Here is a 22,071-nt window from a genome sequence, read left to right as displayed (position 1 = left end):
TCCGGACCCATGTGGCTCATCAGGCCGCGTCGGCGACGTGTTGCGAAAGCCACTTTCGCAACCTTCAACGTTGCGAAAGTGGCTTTCGCAACGTGCCACCTTTGCCTTACCCCTCAATAGAACCGAAGGCGCGCCACCTTTGCCTCACCGCACCATTCAGGCGGGCGGAGTGAAACCGGGCGGCATCACCATCGGCCGCCCGGCGTTCAACCCACCGTCGACGAGAACCGAAGTCCCGGTCAGGTAGCCGAAATCCGACGACGCCAAAGCAAGGACCGCCGAAGCGATCTCACCGGCCTCCCCCATCCGCGGCAGGCCATGGACGTTCAACGGCCCCCAAGCCTTCTTGAACCGTGCCCACAAATCGTCCGGAATACCCGGCGGCCGTACCAGCCGGGTGTCGGTCGTCCCCGGATCGATCGACAGCACCCGGATGCCCTTCGCGCCGTAGTCCAACGCCGCCGCGCGCACGAGACCCTGCACGGCGCGTTTGCTCGACGTGTAGGCGGCGTGCCCCGGCCTGGTCTGGTCGGCCTGCGCCGAAGCGGTGCAGACGATCACCCCGCCGCCCGCCTTCAGCAGATGCGGCACCTCGTACTTGATCGAGAGGAACACGCCCCGCGCGTTGGTGCGCTGCACGTCCTCCCATTCGTCGACGGAGATCTCGTGCAGCGGCTTGCCGAGGTGGATCCCGGCGTTGTTGAACGCGATGTCGAGCCCTCCGTACCGGCGAGCGACGCCGTCCACGAAGGCCTGCACCTGTTCGGGAACCCGGACGTCCGCCCGGAAATAGGTCGCCTCCCCGCCCGCGCGGCGGATCTCCCGTTCGACCCCGCGGCCGAGTTCTTCCCGCCTGCCACAGAAACCGACCTTGGCCCCGGCCGCGGCGAAGGCGATGGCCGTCTCGCGGCCGATCCCCGACGTCGCCCCGGTGACGATCACGACCTTACCCGCGAACCGCCGCCGGTCTTCCCCCGCCGTGGCCGTGTTCGCCGCCAGCATCGCGACACCGGCCGCCGCCGCGCCCCCGAGCACCGCGCGCCTGCCCACTGCTTCGCCCACAGTTCCCTCCAGATGGATAGTCATACTTTCCAAAACAGAAAGTAGGACTATCCATCTGAGAGACCTCTCAAGAATCGAGTTCCGGCCTGATCCCGCCCGCCGCGGCGAGCGCGCGATGCAGCGCCAGTTCCGCCGTCGGCCCTTCGGCGAGGACGATCCCGGTGCACGAACGCTGATCGGTGAGATGCCGGATCTCGTTACCGGGGCTCGCCGTCGGGTACCACTCCGGCGCGCCGGGCAGGCCGGGCAGCCTGTCGAGCCCCGACCAGCCCTTCAGCACGCCTTCCTCGGCCGGGTACACCAGGACGAACCCGATCCCCGGCCCTCCCCCGATCTTCTGGGTGAGCAGGGCGGGTTCCTCGCCCACCGCCATGGCGATCATCGCGGAATAGACGTTGGTGTCCAACGACCGGCACAACGCCTCGCCGAGCATCGCCCCGCCGATCCGGATGTTGATCTCGACGACCTCCGGGCCGTCGGCGGTGAGCACGAATTCGGTGTGCGCGAAGCCCTGCTCGTGTCCGGCGGCCTTGAGCACGCGGCCGATCCAGTCGGCGAGCCCGGCGTACTCCGCTTCGGGGAAGGCCACCGGGAACGCCGCGGCCTCCTCTCGCCGGACGGGTTCGGGCGAGAGCTGGCGGGAGAGGATCCCGAGCAGCCGCGTCCTTCCCTGCCAGGTCACGGTTTCCGCGCTGTAGAGCGGTCCGGCGAAGTACGGTTCGGCGATCAGGTGCCCCTTGAGCGGCGTTTCCTTCGCCTCCAGCCTCGCCCGGTCGAGTTCGGCCTGATCGCGGACGAGCCACACCCCACGTGACGACGTTCCCGAAGAGTCCTTGACCACCAAGGGAAATCCGAGCTCCTCGGCGACCATGACGGGCACCGGCCTGCCGCGGGTGAGCCCGTGTTCGTACAGCAGATCACGCACCGCGCCCTTGTCCCGCAGCACCCGGACGGCGGCCGCGTCCGGACCGGGCAGGCCGAGCCGGGCGGTGAGTTCCGCGCCCGGCAGCGCCCAGGTGTCCGTCGAGTTGATGATCCCGGCGAGGTCCGGGATGGCGCGCAACGCGGTTTCGCAGGCATCGATGTCGGTGGTGTCGATGTCGACGACCTCGACCCTGTCCGGCCCGAGCGTGCCGAGTTCGTAGCGGTAGATGTCGCGGTTTCCGGTGAACAGAACCAGTTTCCGCCCGGCCTCCGCCGCCGCGTCGGCCAGCCTGCCCAGGCCGAAGGTGAGTGCTTCCAACAGGACGACGGTCACGACGCCCGCTCCTTCCGGTACAACGGCAGCGAGGGTTTCCCGAAGCGGCGGCGCCGCCAGTCCATCGTGGCCCACGGCAGGGCGAGGTCGTCCAGCGACGCGATCTCGCGCGGCGCGAGCGAAGCCGGGTCGACCGCCTCCCGATGCCGGGAGAAAACCCTTGCCGTGTAACGGTGCCCGGTGTCGGCGCCGATCACCACATGCGTCCGGTCCGGATTCCGCGCCGCCTCCCAGCCCGCGACGAGATACGCGGCGCCGGTGGACAACCCGGCGAACACGGCGTGCTCACGCATCAGGCCGACGGTCGCGGCCATGGCGTGCACGAAATCCAGCCAGTGGATCCGGTCGTACAGCTCGTGGTCGACGTTGTCGAACGGGATGGCCGAGCCGATCCCCGCGATGATCGCGTCCGGATCGGTGAACCGTTCGCTGCCGAAGGTGACGCTGCCGAAGGGCTGGACGCCCGTCAGCCGGACGTCCGGATCGCGTTCGCGCAACGAGCGGGCGATCCCGCCGGTCGACGCGCCGGTGCCCACGCTGCCGACGACGGTGAGCGGCCCGGACGGCAGGGCGCGGGCGACGAGGTCGGCGACCTCGGCATAACCCAGGTAGTGCACGGGATCGTGGTACTGGCGCATCCAGTGCATGTCCGGATGCCGGTCCAGGAGTTCGCGCACGCGCGCGACCCGGCGCCGCTGGTCGAGGCGGAGGTCGTCCGACGGCGGCATCTGATCCACCGTCGCGCCGAGGATCTCCAGCTGCGAACGCATCGTGAGGTCGACGGTGGTGGACGCGACGATGTGGCAGCGCAGACCGTAGCGGTGGCAGGCCATCGCCAGCGCGAGCGCGTAGATCCCGCTGGAGCTGTCGATCAGCGTCTGTCCTTTTCGGACCGATCCGTCGGCGAGCAGCGATCGCACGGCGCCGAGCGCGGCGTAGACCTTCAGCGTTTCGAAGCGGATCAGCACGACGTTCGGTTCGAGCCGGATCAACGACGGCGTCTTGATCGCGTCGGTGACGTGTTCGTGGACCAGCGCGGACATCGCGGTCACCGGCCGATCGAGCGCAGGTACGCGGCCAGCGATTCGGCGCCCGCCGCGTTGCGCGGTCCGCTCACGAGATCACCGTAGGAGATGACGTGGAACCGGTTGTCGCGCACGGCGGGCGTGTTCTTCAGCTGTGGCGACGATTTCACGAACGCGATCTTGTCCTGCGCGGGCTGGTCAGCGTAGTCCACCACGACGATCACCTCGGGCTCGGCCTTCACCACCGCTTCCCAGCCGACACTGCCCCAGCCGTCCTGCAACTCGCGGAAGACGTTCGTGCCGCCTGCCGCGTCGATGATGTCGTTGGGAGCGGCGTGTTTTCCGGCGGTGAACGGCTGATCGGTGCCGGAATCGTAGACGAACACCTTGGCGGGCGGCGATTTCGGCGCTCCGGCGCGGACCTTGTCGAAGCGTCCCTTGAGTTCCGCGACCAGTTCGTCGGCCCGCTGACGGACACCGAAGATGTCACCGAGGTTGCGCAGGTCGGTGTAGAGCGCTTCGAGCGGCGTCACCTCCGACTTCGCGGTGGGATACTCCCAGCAGGTCTCGGTGTGCAGGTAGCTGCGGATGCCGACCTGTTCCAGCAGTTTCGGCGTGATGCCGCGTTCCTCGCTGAATCCGGAGTTCCAGCCCGCGATCACCCAATCCGCCTTGGCGTTCACCAGGATCTCGCGGGTGACCCGCGAGGTGCCGAGCCGTTCGACCTTGGCGTAATCGTCCTTCCACGGCGAACCGGCGATCGACGGGTCGCCGAGCGAGTTCATCACGTAGCCGCGCATCCGGCCGGCCAGCCCGAGCGCGAACAGCTTCTCGGCACCGGAAACGTCGTACGCCACCGGACGTTGTGGCGCCGGGAAGGTGACCTGCGCGCCGCAGTTGGTCACCGTGGCCTGTGCCTGCGCGGTCGGACCTGCCTCGACCTGGGCACCGCAGGCGCTCAGGAGCAGTGCCGCGGCGAAGAGCGCGGTCACCCTGGACGGCTTCATCGTGAGATCCCCTCGGTTTCGTCGGCGGGAAGGTCGTAGAGCAGTTGGAGCGCGCCGGTCACGGGATGGGTCACCCGAGTGACCTCGACGCCGAACACGGCGTGGACCGTTTCCGGCGTGAGCACCTCGGCCGGCGTGCCGCAGGCGGCGAGCGATCCGGCGCGCAGCAACGCGATCCGGTGGCAGACGGCGGCGGCGAGGTTGAGATCGTGCAGTGCGACGAGCACGGTGAGCCCGCAGTCACGCAGGAATTTCAGCAGTTCCACCTGGTGACGGACGTCGAGATGGTTGGTCGGCTCGTCGAGGACCAGTACCTCCGGTTCCTGCACGAGCGCCCTCGCCACCAGCACCCGCTGCCGTTCGCCGCCCGAAAGCGTCAGCACACTGCGCTGCGCGAGATGGGTGATGTCCATCCGCCGCAACGCTTCCCGGCACAGCGCGCGTTCACGGGCAGAAAGCCGGAGGTTGCCGCGCTGATGCGGCGACCGGCCGAGCGCGACGACCTCCTCGACGGTGAAGTCGAGATCCGCCCGGCTGTCCTGGGTGAGCGCGGCGATCCGGCGGGCGGTGTCGCGCAGGCCCTGCTCCGCGATGTCGGTCCCGTCGAGCAGGACGGCGCCGCCGGACGGGGCCAGCGCGCGGTAGACACAGCGCAACGCGGTCGACTTGCCGCTGCCGTTGGGGCCGAGGAGGCCGACGACCTCGCCCAAGCCGACGTCCAAACGCAGCTCACGGAGCAACGTCGTCCCGGCCACCTCGACGGAAAGTTCGCGCAGCGACAGCATCAGCGACCTCCGAACGCGTAGCCGCGGCGCCGCATCACGACGAGGAACACCGGAACGCCGATCAGCGCGGTGATCACGCCGAGCGGCAGTTCCTCGGGGGCGACGAGCGTGCGGGCCAGCAGATCGACCCACACCAGGAAGACCGCGCCCACCAGCGGCGCGAGCGCCAGCACCCGGCGATGCCCCGAACCGGCGATCATCCGCACCACATGCGGCAGGACCAGCCCGACGAAGCCGATCGAGCCGCTGACCGCCACGAGCAACCCGGTGACGACCGCGGTGAGCAGGAAGAGCCAGCGGCGCAAGGCGGCGGCGTCGGTGCCGAGGCTCATCGCGGTCTCGTCACCCATGGACAGGACGTCGAGCGCGGTTCCGTAGCGCAGCAGGACCACGACCGCGACCGCCACGCCGAGCGCGGCCAGCGGCAGTGACGCCCATGTCGCGGAGCCGAGGCTGCCGAGCAGCCAGAACAGCACGGTCTGCGCGGCCTGACCGTTCGGCGAGAGGTAGACGAGCACGCTCATCACGGCCTGGAAGGCATACGTGAGCGCGACCCCGGTGAGCACGAGACGCAACGGCGTCAGGCCGAATCTGCTGCGGGCGGCCAGATACACCAGCGCGGTCGCGCCGAGCGCGCCGAGGAACGCGGCCGTCGACAGCGCCAGCACGCCGAGCCCGGCGAACAGGCCGAACACCACGACGGCCGCGGCGCCGACCGAAGCGCCCGACGAGATCCCGAGCACGAACGGATCGGCGAGGGCGTTGCGGACCAGCGCCTGCACGGCCACCCCGACCACCGCGAGCCCGGCGCCGACCACGGCCGCCAGCAGCACCCTCGGCGTGCGGACCTGCCAGACGATCGAGTACCCGGTGACCTCGTCGCCGGTGATGGTGCCGCCGGTGATCGCCTTTCCCAGGTAGCGCAGGACATCCGCGAGCGCGACGTTCGACGGGCCGAGCGCGATGCCCGCGATCAGCGAGATCGCGAGCGCGACCGAAAGCAGGAGCACCGGACCGGTGAGCCGGAGTGGCCGCACAGTGTCGTCGTCCGGTTCCGCGAAGAGGCGGAGCGGCTCAGGCACGTTCACCACGCACGATCAGGCGGCGCGCGTGGTTGTCGTACGGCGAACCGTCGAAGTCGCCGAAGCATTCGACGCCGGTGAAGCCCGCCGTCTCGAACAGCGCCTTCAGTTCCGCGGCGCTGTACAGGAAGGAGACGATCGACGCCCGCTTCGCCTCGCCGCCGCGAACCAGGGTCCACTCGGTTTCGAGGCGCGACCAGTCGTCGAGGATGGTGTCGCGCATGAACACCGTCCCGCCGTCGACGTCGACCGCCTTCGGCCTGCCGACCCAGCCGGCCAGCACCTCCTTGCCGAGCACGTCGATCAGGAGCCTGCCGCCGGGCGCGAGGCTGGCGTGGGCGTTGCGCAGCACCGTGAGGTTGTCGCCGGGGTCGGTGAAGTAGCCGAAGGACGTGTACATGTTGATGATCAGGTCGTACGCGCCGGGCTCGGTGTACTCGAGCATGTCGGCCTGGATCAGCTTCGCGGCGACGCCCGCGTTTTCGCAGGCCTCGCGCGCGCGTTCGAGCATCGCCGGGCTCAGGTCGACGCCGGTCACATCGGCGCCCCTCTTGGCCAGCGGCACGACGTGGATCGCCGGACCGCACGCCAGGTCGAGCACTCTTGCGCCGTCGGCGACTTCCAGCAGCGGCGACGTGGCCGTCAGGCGTTCGGCCTCCTCGGCCCGGCTGGGCGGGAACATCACGTCCGCGAAGCCGACCCACAGGTCGTCGTCCTCGTACCAGTGCATCTCTCTCCGCTCGCCGGGCCGCACGATTCAGCCCCACAAGTCGTCGAAAGGTCGTCTTCGGTTCCCGGCGTCGCCAAACTCCCGGCCACGGTAGGGCCCAGCGTGTTCGTATTCGTGTGCGGAGCCGGTAGTGGGCTGAAGGCTCCCTTCGCCGAGTCCGATGCGACGAAAGGAGCCTTCGACCCAGCCGGAAGCGGGCTTCCCGTGACTGGTCGGACGTCACGTGTGATCCGACGGACGACACGCGTGATCAGATGGACGACACATCCGCGGTCAGGCTCCGCCGCGAGTCGTCCGTCCAGACACGCGTGTCGTCCGCCGGATCACACGAGACCCGGCCAGGCACTCACGGAGGCGGAATCAAATCGATCAGAAACGTCTGGTCCGGCGCCCCCGAACAGCGTTCCCGCACGACCTCGGTCCCCGCCACGGTGTCCAGATCGCGCAGGCCGAGGCACTGGCTGGTGCCGGCGGGCCGGATGACGAACCGCCCCGGTTCCGCCGGACCGGCCGAGCCGATGGTGAACAGCTGGTCCATACCATCGTCGTCACAGTCGTCGCGGGGTTCGAGCAGGTCGTGTCCCAGCCCTTCGTTCACGACCGTGACACAGCCGACCCCGGTCTCCGGATGGTGCCACTGGATCTGCACGGCGTTCTCCTCCCCGACGGGGTCGAGGAACAGATGCGGCGACGCGTCACCGCCACAGGTCTGCTGGGCGACGATCTTTCCGGAGTAGAGGCGGGTCCGGTCCGTCCCTTCGGCCAGGCAGAACTCGGGTGAGCGCGCGGGCCGGATCCGCACCCAGCTGCCCACCTCCCGCACGTCCAGCCCGGGTACCACGACCGCGGTCTCCTTCGCCTTGGAGGACGCCCCGAAGGAGCGCGTCAGATATCCCAACGTCCCGACGAGGACGACGCTCATGAACGCGGCCACGATCATCGGCGCCCGCCAGCGCCGACGGCGGCGGGGCGCCGCTTCGGGTTCCGGCGGCGTGACGGCTTCCACTTTCGTCTCGTCGGCCGTCCGCGGCTGCGCCCCCATCGCGATCCGCGTCCGGGAGTCGAGCCACCGCCGTACCTCTTCGTCGTTCAACCCGCACGCGCGCGTGAACGTCTCCACGAACGACTCGCGCGGCAGTGTGGTGCGGCCGAGGGTGGTCGCGACCGTACTCGCCGGAAGTGTTCCCCCGAGTTCTTTCGCCCGCCCGGCCAGCTGCCGATAAGTCAATCCGGACCACGTTCTCAATACACGCAGTGCCGCCGTGAACTCAGCCGGTGAAGCCGCGGAGTCCGGTGGGTGAACCGTCGTCGGCGACTCCCCGTCGCCGTCCCCCTCTTCAACGATCATCGCTCTAGATTGACTGAGGCGATCTGAGCCGCGATACCGCCATTCAGCGGCGCCGGAATCTGCTGTTCGGGCCACTCGAACGATTTCGAACAAGGCCGAACTACCCGAAGGTTGCCCCTGCGCTGGTCAGGAAGTCAGGCTGGCGTCAGCCGGCCACCAAGCCGGTCATGACTGGGGAGGCCCGGGAATGCCGGGCCGGAGAAAATGAGCAAACCAGAGGAATCCGTACGACCATCGTCAAGGACGACGGTGAACCCGGCGGAAACACCTGGTTCATCTCGGAAGGCGTCCACTGAAATCTCCGTTCTGAAGACCGGATGACGTCTGCCGCCACCAGAATCCGGTGTCGGCCACTGATTCCGAAGAATCATCCTCGTGCGCCGCCTTTCTGAGCACACGCGAGGAACGAAGGCTGCGAATCCAGCAGCAGACCACTTGTTCACGGACCAAACCTGTATTCGCCCGATGACCGTGCGTCGACATAAGCATTCGCACTGTCCTCCGGCGATATGGGTCGGTCCTGTTCGAACGCGGTCGTCCCTGAATGGCGAACACCGGATTGTGGAGCGTTGTTGATGCGAAACGGTCAAAATGATACGGCCGAATGGCAGGTAGCCGTCGTCGGCGGGGGTAATGCGGGACTCTGCGCGGGGATAGCCGCATTGCAGGCGGGCGCGACCTCGGTCGGCGTCTTCGAAGCCGCACCGAAAGAACTACGCGGCGGGAACAGTTCCCTGACCAGGACCATGCGTTTCTCCTGGCAGGGAAGCCCTTTCATCGCGGGCCTGCTGCGACAGGCGGACAAGGACCGGGTCGAAGAGATTCTGGCCGGCCGCTCCGGCTACAGCGACGAGCAGTACCTCGAAGACTGGTTGCGCGTGTCCGGCGACCAGGTGGACGTCGCGCTCATCGAGTCGATCATCCGCCGTTCGACGGACACGATCGCCTGGATGCGCGACTTCGGGCAGCGCTGGGCGCCGAGACCGACCCCGCTTCCCGGCGACGTGCCGATCGTCCTCGACGGCGGCGGCCAGAGCCTGCAGGACCGGAACTTCGACCGGTTCGAACGGCTCGGCGGAGCGGTCTCCTACGACAGCGCGGTCACCGGCTTCGAGAGGACCGCCGACGGCCGGTACCTGCTCCACGGTTCCGGTCCCGCGTTCCCGGCGATCGCCGACTCGCTCGTGCTGGCGTCGGCGGGCTTCGAGGCGAACGACCGGCTGCGTGAACGTCACCTCGGCGAGGCATGGCGGGACGTGAAGCTGCGCGGGGTCCCGTTCAACGAAGGCGCTCCCCTGACGGCGGCCGTCGAGCTCGGCGCGGACACGGCGGGCAACTGGGAAAAGTGCCACACCACGCCGCAGGGCATCGAGCTGCCCGACCACATGCTGCCGGGGCAGATGCACAAATCCCACGGCCTCGCCCGGTACGCCTATCCGCTCGGTGTCGTGGTCAACCGGGAGGGACTCCGGTTCTTCGACGAATCCGGCGGCTACAGCAACCTCACCTACGTCACGCTGGGCCAGAAGATCCAGGAGCAGCCGGGGAGGACGGCCTTCCAGATCTTCGACGACAAGGTCGTCTCGGCGGGCTCGCTCCCCAAGGGCTATGTCGGCGATCCCGCGTCGGTGACCGTCTCCTCCATCGAGGAAGGCGCCCGGCGGCTCGGGATCGACGCCGCGAACCTGACCGCCGAGATCGAGCGGCTGCACGCGGACCAGGACGAAAAGCGGCTCGACACCCCGCCGTACCTGTTCGTCCCGGTGGTCTGCGGGCTGACCTTCACCTACGGCGGGCTCTCCGTGACCCCGGACGCCGAAGTGCGCGGCGGCGGCGAGCCGATCAGCGGCCTCTACGCCGCGGGCGTGATCGTCGGCGGTCTTTACGACCAGGGCTATCCGGGCGGCACCGGCCTGATGGCGGGCGCCGTGCTCGGCCGGGCGGCGGGTACGTCCGCCGCCCGCCACGCCATCCGAGCACGGGAAGGGGAAGCCCGTGTCGGCACCGTCGCTGGCTGAGAGGACGATCGTCATCGTCGGGCTCGGCAAGATCGGGTCGCTGTACGCCGCTTGTTACGGCCAAGCGGGACACCGGATCCGCACCGTGGACATCGGCGACGGGGCCGACTGGGTGCGGGTCGCCCAGGTGCCGGATCCGGCGTCGGTCGACGCCTGGGTGGTCGCCACCCCGACGGCGACCCATCTCGCGGTCGTCGACGAAATCCTGCGGCGGCAGCCCGATGCCCGTGTCCTGCTGGAGAAACCGGCCTGCTACCCGGAGGACCTCGCGGGTCTCGGCCGCACGGTCCGGCGTCATCCCCGCGCCCGGATCATCGTCAATGACGTGTATTCGCACAGCGAAGCCGTGCAGCGCTTCGCGGCGTCCGTGCGGGAGCTCCGCGAGTCCGATCCCATCCGGAAGATCACCATCGAGTTCACCAAGAACCGGGAACTCGACGTCGCGAACGGCAGGTTCGTCGACACCCAGTACGGCGAAGCCGGCTACGAGGGCTTCCACATGTTGAGCATTCTGCGTTCGCTCCTCCCCGCCGAGCAGTACCGGGCCTATCTGCGCACGGTGCCCTCCTCGGTGACGGCGGAGATGCGAGTGCGGACCGAGGCCGCGGGCCTGCCCGACGTCGAGCTCTACACGTCGTCGACCGGCGCCATCGCCTTCCCCGAGCTGGCCGGATTCGCTTTCCCCGAAAGCGTTTCGAGGAACTTCATCGCCCCGGCGGCCATCCCGTACGGCTCCGAGTTCCGGTACCGCTTCGCGGACGTGGAACTCCGGTCCGGGAAACACGCCACGTTGGTCTTCGAACCCCTCTTCGGCGCGGACCCCGATTACAAGAACATCCACGCGGTCCACGTCCGTGGCACGGCGCCGGCGCGCCATTTCCTCATCGCCGTCAATCATTTCAAGGAGGCGCTTCTGACGCAGCTGGACCTTTTGCGGCACCTCGACGAGGGCACCACGGTGGTCCGCCCCGCGGAGCACCGGTTCCTCGCCGCGCTGGGTTCGGCCATGTTCACCGGAACTTTCCCGCAGGCAACGGAAAACGAGAAGTACGCACGAATTGGGAGCGAAGCATGACGCGAAGCATCGAGGATCTTTCGACACTGTTGCGGCCGGCCAAGGACATGCTGCCCGAGGTCGCGGAGCGCGACGTGGCGCTGGCCGAGGTCACCGGCCAGGTCAAGAACGACGACGCCGCCCGCGCGTTGTTCGCGAAGGCGTGCCGGTTCGAGGCGCCCTACACCGCGAGCTGGATCCACGGGCCCGGCGACGAATCCCCTTACCTGTCCCTGGAACTGGCGGCGTCCTCGTTGGACGACGACCGCTATCGCGCCCTGCTCGCCGACGTCGTGCTGTCGACGTCGACCTCGATCCCGTTCGACTACCGCGCGCTGGCCGCGGAAAGGCTCGTGCAGGTCGGCGCGGGCGAGTTCACCGGCGCCCTCCAGGACGTGGTCGATTCCTACGAGCCGCTGCCCAAACGCGGCCTGCAGGCGAAGATCGCCGTCCCCACCGACGGTATCGACCACCTCTTCGACATCCCGGAAACCGTGACCGGCAGGCTCAATCTGCTGATCGCCGCCAGCCGGGCGAAGACGCTGGAGAGCAGGCATCTGCTCGCCGTGCGTGTCCTCGCGAACGGCGTCGTGCCGGCGGAGGAGGTCGGCGACGCGGAACGGCTGATCCTGGAGGACGTCGGGACCACGATGGTGGCGCCGTCGGACTACCTGGTGCCGTGGGACCAGGAGTTCCCCGGCGAGCACGGCTCCGGCCTCACGCTCGCGGAACTGGTGCGCATCACCCTGATGTGCGGTGAGTTCTCGCTTCCGGACACGACCGTCCGGCCGATCCTGGTCGACTTCTACCGCTCGGTGCTGCGCACCTGCGGCCGCTCGATCATCGGCCTGTCGGCGGGTGTGTTCCATGTGGAGCACGGCACGCTCGCCACGCCGTCGTACTACTACCAGGGCCGCGACGCGATCCTGGGCAAGGGCTGCGTGATCGACTGCGTCGGCGGTGCGGTCCTGCAGTCGGGTTCGTTCCTCGGCGGCGGCTACATGCCGATCCTGATCCACACCCACAAGCACATCCGCAAGGGCGGCCAGGCCGCCGCGTCCGAGCGGAAGCAGATCCTTCCCTGTGTCTTCGCGGCGGAAGCGGGCGCCCGGTACCCGATGCACGCGATCGGTCTGTTCGAAACGGTGGACTACCTCGGCAAGGAGACCCCGTACGAGGGGATCCGCGCCATCCCGCACGCCAAGTGACACAAGGCTTTTCCGGCTGAACACGAAATCCGTATCTCGCGATGCCGCCGGGCGGGGCGAATCCGCGCCGCCCGGCGGCGTCGAAACTGGAGGGTAAGAGAATGGGTGCAACATCGGGGGTCACGGTCGCCGTGATCGGCGCGGGCTACGTGGGGCTGACCACGGCCGCGTGCCTTTCGTCCTTGGGACACCACGTCGTCTGCGCGGACGTCGACCAGGAGAAGGTCGACGCGTTGCGGCGCGGCGAGGCGACCATCAGGGAACCGGGAATCTGCGAACTCGTGGTGGACGGGCTGGCGTCCGGGCGGCTGGAGTTCGTGCTCGGCGCGAGCGCGGCGGCGGCGGGCGCGGACATCGTGATCCTCTGCGTGCCGACGCCGATGGGCCCGACCGGCGCGGCGGATCTGACCGCGCTGGAATCCGTCGTGACCGAGGTGCGGGATCTACTGCCGCACGGATGCGTCGTGGTGAACAAGTCGACGGTCCCGGTCGGCACGGCGGCCCACGTCTCGGCGCTGATCGACCGCGCCGACGTCGCGGTCGTGTCCAATCCCGAATTCCTGCGCGAGGGGTTCGCCGTCCACGACTTCCTGAATCCCGACCGGATCGTGGTCGGCTCCGCGGATCGCGACCCGGTCCCCGCCAGGCGGGTCGCGGCACTGTACGAGCACCTCGACACCGCCGTCCTGGTGACCGACTCCTCGAGCGCGGAGCTGATCAAGTACGCGTCCAACTGCTATCTCGCGACGCGTCTGTCCTTTGTGAACACGGTCGCCGAACTGTGCGAGTACCTCGACGCGAGTATCGACGACGTGACGGCCGGGATGGGCTACGACGACCGGATCGGCAAGGCGTTCCTGCGGCCGGGGCCGGGCTGGGGCGGCTCTTGCCTGCCGAAGGACACTTTCGCGCTGTTGCGCACCGCGGAGTCGGCGGGCAGCGATTTCGCCCTGCTGCGTGCGGCGATCGACACCAACGTCAAACAGCAGGAACTGGTGGTCGCCAAGGTGCGCAAGGCCGTCGGCGGCGACCTCGCCGGAGTCCGGATCGGCCTGCTCGGCCTGACGTTCAAGGCCGGGACGGACGATCTGCGGGATTCCCCCTCGCTGGCGATCGCGGCCCGGCTGGCCGCCGAAGGCGCGGAGCTGTCCGGCTACGACCCCAGCGTCCACGCGCCGGTGCCGGGCGTGACCGACGACGTGCGGATCGCCGGGACCGCCTATCACGCGGCGAAGGGCGCGGCGGCGCTCGTGCTGCTGACCGAATGGCCGGAGTTCCGCGACCTCGACTGGGGGCGGATCGCCGACCGGCTCCACGGCCGGGCCGTCATCGACACCCGGAACCTGCTCGACCCGCTCACCGTGGCCAGGACGGGGCTCTCCTACCAGGGCATCGGACGTCCGGGCAGCACCCGCGCGCCCGCCGTCGCCATGGTCGCGCACGCAGGGTGACTCCCGGGGTGGACGGCGGGTGGACCCGCTCGTCGTCCCACCCTTCCGGCGTCGGGAACAGGAGGACGGATGCCGAAGCGAACCCGGCCCTGGTCCGCGCTTTTCGCGCTGTGCCTGGGTTTCTTCATGGTCATGCTGGACATCAGCATCGTGAACATCGCGGTGCCGTCGATGGTGCGCGAACTCGGCACCGAGCTGACCGCGGTGATCTGGGTGACCAGCGTGTACCTGCTCGCCTACGCCGTCCCGATCCTGCCGGCCGGCAGGCTCGGCGACCGGTTCGGGCCGAAGCGCGTCTTCGTCGCCGGGCTGGTGGTGTTCACCGCGGCGTCGCTGTGGTGCGGGCTTTCCGGCGACGTGGAAACGCTGATCGTCGCCAGGGCGGTGCAGGGTTTCGGCGCCGCGTTGATGACCCCGCAGACCACGGCCTTCATCACGCATCTGTTCCCGCCGGACGAACGAGGCCCGGCGATGGGTGCCTGGGGCAGTGTCGCGGGTCTCGCCATGATCGCCGGCCCGGTGCTGGGCGGCCTGCTGGTCGATCAGCTCGGCTGGGAGTGGATCTTCTTCGTGAACGTCCCGGTCGGGTTGATCGCGCTGGTGCTCACCGTGGTCCTCGTCCCCGACTGGCGACCGGGGAACTCGCACCGCTTCGACGTTCCCGGGATCCTGCTCTTCGGCGCCGGCCTCGTCTGCGTCGTCTTCGGTATCCAAAATGGACAGACGTACGGCTGGGGGACGGCCTTCGACATCATCGGGGCCGGTGTGCTGCTGCTGGGCGCTTTCGTGCTGTGGCAGCGGGCCAACCGCCGTGAACCGCTGCTGCCGTTGCGGATCTTCCGCCACCGCGACTTCTCCCTCGGCACCGCGTCGGCGGTGACGGTCGGCTTCACGATGACCAGCATGCTCCTGGTGTTCGTCGTCTACATCCAGTCGGTGCTCGGCCTGTCCCCGGCCGACGCCGGCCTGCTCATCGCGCCGCTCGCCGTGGTGTCCGGCGGTGTCGCACCGTTCGCGGGCAGGCTGTCGGACCGGGTGAACCCCAAGTACCTGCTGATGTCGGGGATGCTCGCCCTGAGCGGCGGCCTCTGCGTCGTCTCGCAGGTGCTCATCCCGGCGAGCTCGCCGCAGGCCCTGCTCCCCGGACTGCTGCTCTGCGGGCTCGGCGTCGGGTTCACCTTCTCCCCGATGAACAACGTGACCATCAACTCCGTCGAGCGGTCGCTGGTCGGCAGCGCGTCGGGCATCTTCAACACCGCGCGCCAGGTCGGCGGGGTGCTCGGCGGTGCGGCCGTCGGAGTCCTGCTGGAGGCGCGGACCAGCGCCTCGATGGTGGCACGGGCGAACGAAGCGGCGGCCGCGCTGCCCGCCGAATTCCGGCAGCGGTTCCTCGACGGATTCGCCGGAGCGGCCGGTTCGGCGGTCGCGGCGGGCGAGTTCGGCGGCGTCCCCGAGGCCGCCGCGGATCTGCCCGTCCAGGCACGCGAGCTGGTCGCCCAGGTCACCGGTGCCGCGCTCACGGACGCCGTCGAGGTGGCCTTCCTGCTTCCCGCCGGCGTGCTGCTCGTCGGCGTGGTGTGCGCGGTGAGCCTGCGCGGGCCGATCGGGCAGGACAGATCGCCCGATCGGATGACCGTGACCCGCTGATCATCGGCGCCACCCTGGCTACCGTCGCGTCATGACACTCGTACCGACGGTCGATCTGAGCACCTGGGAAAACGGCGACCGCGCGGAACTCGCGCACGCCGTCGACGAGGCGTTGACGCGGGTGGGGTTCCTGCAGGTCGTCGGGCACGGCATCCCGCGGGCGACGATCGACGCCATGTGCGAAGCGACTGCGGCCTTCTTCGCGCTCCCTGTCGAGGAGAAGCTCCGTTCCGCGCCCGCCGACCGCGCTTCGGATCGCGGATACGCCGCCGAAGGCACCGAAGGGCTGGCGTACAGCCTCGGCGAGACGACACCTCCCGACCTGTCGGAATCGTTCGTCATCGGCGCGGAGCACATCGACGGCGAAGACCCGTACGGCTTCTTCGTACCGAACATCTGGCCCGACCGGCCGGAGCACCTGCGGCCCGCGCTGACCGAGTACGCCGACGAAGCCCACCGCGTCGCGCGGGTGCTGCTGGAGATCTTCGAGAAGGCGCTCGGGCTCCCCGACGGCTACCTCGGCGCGTACACCCGGCACCCGACGCGCACCTTGCGGGTGAATCACTTCGAGCGCCGCGCCGGAGCGCCCGAACCCCTGCCCGGCCAGATGCGGCTCGGCGCGCACACCGACTACGGCATCGTCACCGTCCTTTACGCCGATCCCGTCCCCGGCCTGCAGATCCACGGCCCCGACGGGGCCTGGCACGACGTGATCCCCGCCGAAGACGCGCTGGTCGTGAACCTCGGCGACCTCACCGCGCAGTGGACCAACGACCGCTGGCGCTCCACCCTCCACCGGGTCGTGCCGCCGTCCGGGCCGGGACCGGCACGACGGCGCAGCGTGGCGTTCTTCTTCGACGGCGACCACGACGCTCGGTTCGAATGCCTTCCGACCTGCCAGTCCGCCGGGAACCCGCCGAAATATCCGCCGGTCCTCGGCGGCGCGCATCTCTACGCCAAGATCACCGGCGGGCGCACCCTGGAACCGGCCGACGCGATGAACACGGCGGCCGACCGAAGCTGAGGGAGAATTCGCGGCGAACGATGTCCTGTCCTGTCCGGCGGCTCCGACGTCCCCGGCAGAAGGCGCCGAAACGGTGCCGGCCGAGAGGAGACAACCGTGAAGTACATGATCATGATGTTCGGGTCGCAGAAGGACCTCGCGGACATCGGCGGCGCCTGGAGCGCCGACGAGGTCAAGGCCCTGCACGAGTTCATGGCCAAGTGGAACAACGATCTGGTCGAATCGGGCGAGTTCGTCGACGCGCAGGGCCTTTCCCAGCCGGCGCACGCCCGCCGCGTCTCCCTGCGTGACGGCGCCCCTGTGGTCACGGACGGGCCGTATGCCGAGACGCAGGAGGTCCTGGTCGGATACACGACCGTCGACTGCGCGAGCTACGACCGCGCGACCGAGATCGCGGCCCAGCTGGCGAACACCCCGCATCCGGAGGGCAGCGACCTCGGCCGCGACTGGTACGTCGACATCCGGCCGTGCGCCGACAGCTTCGAAGAGCTGGAGCTCTAGATGCCGGAAAGCGGCGTCGAAGACCTGCTGCGCGAGCTTTCGCCGCAGGTCCTCGGCGCCGTCGTCCGCCGCTACGGTCATTTCGACCTGGCGGAGGACGCGACGCAGGAGGCGCTTCTCGCGGCCGCGACACAGTGGCCGGCCGAAGGGCGCCCCGAGAATCCGCGCGCGTGGCTCATCACCGTCGCCTCACGGCGGCTGACCGACCTGCTCCGCGCCGAGCAGGCGCGGCGTCGTCGCGAGGACACCGTCGTCCAATGGAAGCTGCCCGAAGAGCACCTCGCGCCCGCGGCGGACCGGCGGGCGGCCGACTCGGACGACACCCTCGTCCTGCTCTTCCTGTGCTGTCACCCGTCTCTCTCACCCGCGTCGCAGATCGCGCTGACGCTGCGGGCGGTCGGCGGGCTCACCACGGCTGAGATCGCGCGCGCGTTCCTGGTCCCCGAGGCGACGATGACCCGGCGGATCAGCCGCGCGAAGGCGGGCATCAAGGCCAGCGGTGTCCCGTTCGCCCTGCCGGCGGAACCGGGACGCCTCGACGCGGTGCTCCACGTGCTGTACCTGATCTTCAACGAGGGTTACGCCAGCACGTCCGGCCCCGATCTGGTGCGGAGCGATCTCTCCGCCGAAGCCATCCGGCTGGCCAGGATCGTCCATCGGCTGGTGCCGGACGACAGCGAGGCCACCGGCCTGCTCGCGCTGATGCTGCTCACCGACGCGCGCCGTCCGGCGAGGACGGGGCCGGACGGCGCGCCGATCCCGATGTCCGAACAGGACCGGGGCCGGTGGAACGCCGGGTACGTCGCCGAGGGCATCGCGCTGCTGTCCGAAGCGCTGCCGAAGGGGCCGACCGGGCAGTTCCAGATCCAGGCGGCGATCGCGGCGCTGCACGACGAGGCGCCGAGCGCGGAGGAGACCGACTGGCCGCAGATCGTGGCGCTCTACGAACTCCTGCTGCGGCTCTCCGACAATCCCGTGGTGGCGCTGAACCACGCCGTCGCCGTCGGGATGGCCGAGGGGCCACGAGAAGGCTTGACAGCGTTGGAAAAGCTCGGCGACCGGATCTCCGGCGACCACCGCTTCCACGCCGCCCGCGCGCATCTGCTCGAGATGGCCGGGGACACCACCGAAGCCATCGAGTCCTATGTGGACGCCGCCCGGCTGGCGACCGGCCTGCCCCACCAGCGCTATCTCCACGGTCGCGCCGAACGCCTGCGCTGACGCCGTCCGGCAGCCGCTCGCGAGCGGCTGCCGGACGGCACGGTTCAGCAGGTGAGCAGAAGACCGGTGATCGCCGTGCAGGTCGACGACGCGGTGTCGTTGGCCGCGTTCGGGTCGGCGACGGAACTCTGCGTGATCTTCGCGGTCGTCTTGACCGGCCCGAGGCTCAGCAGCCCGGCGGCCACCGAGAACTTCGCCGTCGCACTGGCTCCGGGCGCGAGCGAGGAGAAGTCGCAATTGACGACCTTCGTGCCGCCCGGGTTCGAGCAGACGGACGAGCCGGTGAAGCGCAGCCCGTTGCCGAGGGTCGACGCCACCCGGATCCCGGACGCCGTGGCAGGCCCCGCGTTCGTGACCTTGACCGTGTAGTCGATCGACGACGTCAGGATCCCGCGCGGGGACGCGGTCAGCGTGACCCCGAGGTCGGCCGCGCTCGGCGTGCCGGTGATGGTCAGCACGGGGCCGTCGAGGATCTCGAAGCTGTAGTTGTCGCCGACGAACTGGTGCTGCAGCGTGACATCGCCCAGCGGCGCGTCGTCCTTGACGCGGAAGGTGAACACCACGGTCTTGCTCTGCCCTGGGGTCACGGTGCCGACGCCGCCGCGGATGCTGCCGCCGAGCATGTCGCAGGCGAACGCGCCGGGGCAGGACACCAGGTCGACGATCCCCGGCAGCGGGGATTCCTTGCCGTAGAGCGTCGCCTTGCCGCCTTCGATCGTCGACGTCGCGTCGGCGTTGTACACGGTCTGCGTCACGGTGAACGTCTGTCCACGTTGGACGGTTGTCGGCGAGACCTCCACCGCGCTGGTCGGCGGGGCGGCGAGGGCGGAGGTGGGCGCCACGAGCATGATCGTGGCCACTGCGGCCACCAGAGACAGAAGTGAGGCTCTTCGAAGCTTCATTCGGTTCTCACTCTTCCGGTCGGGGGCGTCGCGCCGATCGGTGCGGACAACGATCAGTCGCCCAGGAACGGACATTCGTTACCGCTGTCCCCCGCCAAGTGGCTCGCCCGCCTCACCCTATCGGAGTAACCGACTCCTTCCCGCGAAGCGCCGGAAGCAGATTCGCTTCCTCGTAGGCGAAATGTTCCTCCAGCCCGGCGGCGACCCGGTCGAACTTCTCGCGCACGGCGCCACGGTCTCCCCCACCCTGAAGCAACGCGTCGAGATCGAGCAGCGCGCGGGACACGGTTTCGTGCTCCTGGCGCAGCCGTTTCAGCGCCGGCGCGAGCCCGGGATGGGCCTTCTCGATCGCGGTGAAAGCGCCATCCTCGCGAAGGTGGTGCATGCGCAGGTCGTTGCAGAAGGTCACGCAATGGCCGAACAGCTCGCGCCGCAGGCCCGACCGGTCCGCGACCGGCCCGCCGTCGAGTTCGGCCCGTGCCGCCGCCAAGGTCTTCCTGAGTTCGCTGTGATGGACGAGCAGCTGATCCGCGATCGCGCGACCGCGGGCGGCATCGACTTCCAGCAGGTGCAACACGAAGCCGCGTTCGTCTCCTTCGAGCGGCACGGCCCGCGCGGCGTGCGGAACGCCGTCGATTTCGAGTGTCGCTTGTGGACTGGCGAGAAGGTCGCGATACCAAGGCGAAGCGTCGTCGGGCGCGGACACCAGATATCCGCTTCCGGAAGGACGGCAAGCGACACGAGTGGTGCGGGGACGCCCCGTTTCGGCGTCCGCGGTGGTCATCAGCAACGGAACTCCCCAGGTAGCATCAGCGTGAAAGCAGTTTCGCTTTGCAAGCAAAGCTTCTTTGTTTGCAAAGGTATTCGGAAGGGTGGCCGGTGTCAACCGAGGACATGGAAGTCGACGACGCCGTGCGGGCCTTGCTGCTGCTCATGCCGCGGATGGTCGGACGGGCGAAGCGGATCAAGATCCCCGACGAACTCCAGTCTCTGTCGCTGGCTCCGCGGCACCTGTCGCTGCTGTCGTACCTGCTCTTCGACGGCCCGATGACGGTGAACGAACTGGCCGAACGGCTCGAGGTCGCCCCGACCACGGTGAGCCTGATGGTCGGCGAACTGAGCAAGAAGGACGTGCTCGACCGGCGCGAGGACGAGGCGGACCGGCGGCGGCGGATCGTCGCCATCGCCGACCGGATGCGGCCCGCGATCGACGGCTGGCTCGCGCAGGGCGCCCGGGCCTGGCAGAAGGCGCTCGCGCCACTGAGCCCGGCCGAGCGCCGGACGTTCATCGACACCCTGCGCGCGTACGAAGACGGACTGACGGACTAGGAGGACCGGTGCGCTACCTGCTCATGCTCGGCGGAACCATCGGCGAGGACGCTCTCGACACGGACATCACCGAACCCTGCCGCGACTGGGCCGGGGAGCTGACGCGGCGCGGCCTGCGCGTCACCGGGATGGGCCTGCACCCGCCCGAGTCGGCGACGACCGTCCGCGTCCGGGGCGGCGAGGCGCTGCTGACCGACGGCCCGTTCGCCGAGACGAAGGAACAGATCGGCGGCATCGCCATCCTCGAATGCGAAAGCCGCGAACAAGCCGTCGAGGCGGCGAAGACCCACCCGTGGGCCGCGATCGGGACGATCGAGGTCCGCGAAATGCTTTAGGCGCGCTTGCTCACGTGTTTCCGGCTCGAACCTGCCGCAGCCTCAGTTGCGAAAGCCACTTTCGCAACGTTGAAGGTTGCGAAAGTGGCTTTCGCAACACGCTGGCTCCAGCGGATCGCTTAGGAGATCCGCACGGTGACCTGGTTGTCGGCATAGGTGTATGCCACGTATTCGAATTCGACACCGGTGCGTTCCACGTATTCCAGCCACGCCCGGTGCTCGTGCCGCTGCCAGCCGGGGTAATTGAAGAACTCGTCGAAGTGCACGATGCTGCCGGACCGCAGCCGCGGCCCGGCCAGGTCGAGCACGGTTTTCGCCGAGCTGTACAGATCGCCGTCCACGTGAAGGAAATCGACGGCGCCTTCGTGCCGCTCGAGAAAACCGGGGAGCGTGTCGGCGAAAAGCCCGACGACGAGTTCGGCGCCGGGGACGTCCGGCAGGTCGTCGCGCGCGAACGAACCGGCGGGCATGCCGTTGAGCCAGTTCTCCGGCAGGCCCTGGAACCAGTCGAACCCGTAGGTCTCGACGCCGCCGCGGGCCTCGGCGATCACGCGCAGCGTGTTCCCGCTCGCGACGCCGAATTCGAGGGCCATTTCCCCTGACGGAGCAAGGGAAAGCGCGTACGCGAGAGTCTCTTGTGGACGCGCGAAGTGTTTGGTCCCGGTGAGATGCTCACGGGCGAACCGGTTGCTGTCCCGGGCCGCGTCCTGATCGCCCGCGTAGATGATGTCGCGACGGCTCCGGATTTCGAACTCGACGATCCGATCGAAACAGCGGTCCCCCTGCCGGATGATCTCCGCCCGCAATTCCGCGGCGACCCGTTCCAGTTCCGCCGGATAAGGATCGTGGAATCGCCGGGCGAGCCGGTGCAGGCCCCGGCCGAACGTTCCGCGGGCCGAACGGCCCAAGGTCTTCAGGGCTGAATGGGGTACCAGGTGACGCATTCCGGGACGATACACCAGCACCGTTCGAGTGAACGGGACCAGAACGCCCGGACCCGGTTTCGTTGCGGTAACCGAGGGGTCCGCTCCTAGCATCGCGTTCGCAGCCGGTACTCGGGTACCGGCAAGGAGAAAAGGAGCAC

The 22,071-nt window shown here is 69.0% G+C and carries 21 protein-coding genes; 10 read left to right on the top strand and 11 right to left on the bottom strand.

Annotation, left to right across the window (positions count from 1 at the left end; all coding sequences use genetic code 11):
• Positions 1 to 156 precede the first annotated feature (156 nt).
• From AVR91_RS34625 to AVR91_RS34590, 8 genes are all read right to left on the bottom strand, one after another.
• Entirely contained in the window at positions 157 to 1,062 is a 906-nt protein-coding gene (locus tag AVR91_RS34625) for an SDR family NAD(P)-dependent oxidoreductase (protein WP_063275814.1), read from the bottom strand.
• Between the two features lie 67 nt (positions 1,063 to 1,129).
• A complete protein-coding gene (locus AVR91_RS34620) occupies positions 1,130 to 2,320 on the bottom strand; it encodes an ATP-grasp domain-containing protein (RefSeq protein WP_063275815.1) in 1,191 nt (396 codons plus the stop codon).
• Positions 2,317 to 3,372, bottom strand: a complete 1,056-nt coding sequence (locus AVR91_RS34615; protein ID WP_063275816.1) for a cysteine synthase family protein — start codon at positions 3,370 to 3,372, stop codon at positions 2,317 to 2,319. Before AVR91_RS34615 ends, AVR91_RS34620 begins: the two co-directional genes overlap by 4 nt.
• Positions 3,369 to 4,352, bottom strand: coding sequence for an ABC transporter substrate-binding protein (locus AVR91_RS34610; RefSeq protein WP_063275817.1), 984 nt, complete (start codon positions 4,350 to 4,352; stop codon positions 3,369 to 3,371). Before AVR91_RS34610 ends, AVR91_RS34615 begins: the two co-directional genes overlap by 4 nt.
• Positions 4,349 to 5,137: an ABC transporter ATP-binding protein gene (locus AVR91_RS34605; RefSeq protein ID WP_083737843.1), complete on the bottom strand. Its 789-nt coding sequence runs from the start codon at positions 5,135 to 5,137 to the stop codon at positions 4,349 to 4,351. The genes AVR91_RS34610 and AVR91_RS34605 overlap by 4 nt, the downstream gene beginning before the upstream one ends.
• Positions 5,137 to 6,228 (bottom strand): FecCD family ABC transporter permease, encoded by a 1,092-nt coding sequence (locus AVR91_RS34600; RefSeq protein WP_083715473.1) that lies wholly within the window; start codon positions 6,226 to 6,228, stop codon positions 5,137 to 5,139. Before AVR91_RS34600 ends, AVR91_RS34605 begins: the two co-directional genes overlap by 1 nt.
• Positions 6,212 to 6,949: a class I SAM-dependent methyltransferase gene (locus AVR91_RS34595; RefSeq protein ID WP_063275818.1), complete on the bottom strand. Its 738-nt coding sequence runs from the start codon at positions 6,947 to 6,949 to the stop codon at positions 6,212 to 6,214. The genes AVR91_RS34600 and AVR91_RS34595 overlap by 17 nt, the downstream gene beginning before the upstream one ends.
• Positions 6,950 to 7,295: 346 nt before the next feature.
• On the bottom strand, positions 7,296 to 8,297 hold the full coding sequence (locus AVR91_RS34590) for an XRE family transcriptional regulator (RefSeq protein ID WP_228709423.1): 1,002 nt from the start codon (positions 8,295 to 8,297) through the stop codon (positions 7,296 to 7,298).
• 575 nt (positions 8,298 to 8,872) lie between these two features.
• Between AVR91_RS34590 and AVR91_RS34585 the strand changes: the two genes are divergently transcribed.
• The 8 genes from AVR91_RS34585 (at position 8,873) to AVR91_RS34550 (ending at position 18,421) form a co-directional block, all read left to right on the top strand.
• The gene (locus AVR91_RS34585) at positions 8,873 to 10,315 is read left to right on the top strand and encodes an FAD-binding protein (RefSeq protein ID WP_076857502.1); all 1,443 of its coding nucleotides are present in this window, start codon (positions 8,873 to 8,875) and stop codon (positions 10,313 to 10,315) included.
• Entirely contained in the window at positions 10,293 to 11,390 is a 1,098-nt protein-coding gene (locus AVR91_RS34580; protein WP_063275821.1) for a Gfo/Idh/MocA family oxidoreductase, read from the top strand. Before AVR91_RS34585 ends, AVR91_RS34580 begins: the two co-directional genes overlap by 23 nt.
• Positions 11,387 to 12,577 (top strand): hypothetical protein, encoded by a 1,191-nt coding sequence (locus AVR91_RS34575; RefSeq protein WP_063275822.1) that lies wholly within the window; start codon positions 11,387 to 11,389, stop codon positions 12,575 to 12,577. Before AVR91_RS34580 ends, AVR91_RS34575 begins: the two co-directional genes overlap by 4 nt.
• A gap of 101 nt (positions 12,578 to 12,678) precedes the next feature.
• A complete protein-coding gene (locus tag AVR91_RS34570) occupies positions 12,679 to 14,028 on the top strand; it encodes a UDP-glucose dehydrogenase family protein (protein WP_063275823.1) in 1,350 nt (449 codons plus the stop codon).
• Between the two features lie 69 nt (positions 14,029 to 14,097).
• A complete protein-coding gene (locus tag AVR91_RS34565; RefSeq protein WP_076857500.1) occupies positions 14,098 to 15,675 on the top strand; it encodes an MFS transporter in 1,578 nt (525 codons plus the stop codon).
• Between the two features lie 31 nt (positions 15,676 to 15,706).
• Positions 15,707 to 16,699, top strand: coding sequence for an isopenicillin N synthase family dioxygenase (locus tag AVR91_RS34560; protein ID WP_063275824.1), 993 nt, complete (start codon positions 15,707 to 15,709; stop codon positions 16,697 to 16,699).
• A 105-nt stretch (positions 16,700 to 16,804) separates the two neighbouring features.
• Complete coding sequence (locus tag AVR91_RS34555; RefSeq protein WP_228708414.1) at positions 16,805 to 17,200, top strand: YciI family protein; 396 nt, start codon at positions 16,805 to 16,807, stop codon at positions 17,198 to 17,200.
• Complete coding sequence (locus AVR91_RS34550; RefSeq protein ID WP_063275826.1) at positions 17,201 to 18,421, top strand: RNA polymerase sigma factor; 1,221 nt, start codon at positions 17,201 to 17,203, stop codon at positions 18,419 to 18,421.
• A 44-nt stretch (positions 18,422 to 18,465) separates the two neighbouring features.
• Here AVR91_RS34550 and AVR91_RS34545 read toward each other — a convergent pair whose 3' ends face one another.
• A complete protein-coding gene (locus AVR91_RS34545) occupies positions 18,466 to 19,269 on the bottom strand; it encodes a DUF11 domain-containing protein (RefSeq protein ID WP_083715481.1) in 804 nt (267 codons plus the stop codon).
• A 166-nt stretch (positions 19,270 to 19,435) separates the two neighbouring features.
• Positions 19,436 to 20,107: a nitroreductase/quinone reductase family protein gene (locus tag AVR91_RS34540; protein ID WP_063273816.1), complete on the bottom strand. Its 672-nt coding sequence runs from the start codon at positions 20,105 to 20,107 to the stop codon at positions 19,436 to 19,438.
• Positions 20,108 to 20,217: 110 nt separating this feature from the next.
• Here AVR91_RS34540 and AVR91_RS34535 point away from each other — a divergent pair, with 110 nt between their 5' ends.
• Together AVR91_RS34535 and AVR91_RS34530 are read left to right on the top strand one after the other, a co-directional pair.
• Positions 20,218 to 20,652, top strand: coding sequence for a MarR family winged helix-turn-helix transcriptional regulator (locus AVR91_RS34535; RefSeq protein WP_063273817.1), 435 nt, complete (start codon positions 20,218 to 20,220; stop codon positions 20,650 to 20,652).
• Positions 20,653 to 20,660: 8 nt separating this feature from the next.
• Positions 20,661 to 20,987, top strand: a complete 327-nt coding sequence (locus AVR91_RS34530) for a YciI family protein (protein WP_063273818.1) — start codon at positions 20,661 to 20,663, stop codon at positions 20,985 to 20,987.
• Between the two features lie 119 nt (positions 20,988 to 21,106).
• Here AVR91_RS34530 and AVR91_RS34525 read toward each other — a convergent pair whose 3' ends face one another.
• Positions 21,107 to 21,931, bottom strand: a complete 825-nt coding sequence (locus tag AVR91_RS34525) for a class I SAM-dependent methyltransferase (protein WP_228709422.1) — start codon at positions 21,929 to 21,931, stop codon at positions 21,107 to 21,109.
• Between the last annotated feature and the right edge of the window lie 140 nt (positions 21,932 to 22,071).

Origin of the sequence: Amycolatopsis keratiniphila subsp. keratiniphila (assembly GCF_001620365.2) — a bacterium.
Lineage (GTDB): Bacteria > Actinomycetota > Actinomycetes > Mycobacteriales > Pseudonocardiaceae > Amycolatopsis > Amycolatopsis keratiniphila.
The sequence above is the reverse complement of the archived record's forward strand: the minus strand, read 5'-3'. Positions and strand labels throughout refer to the sequence as shown.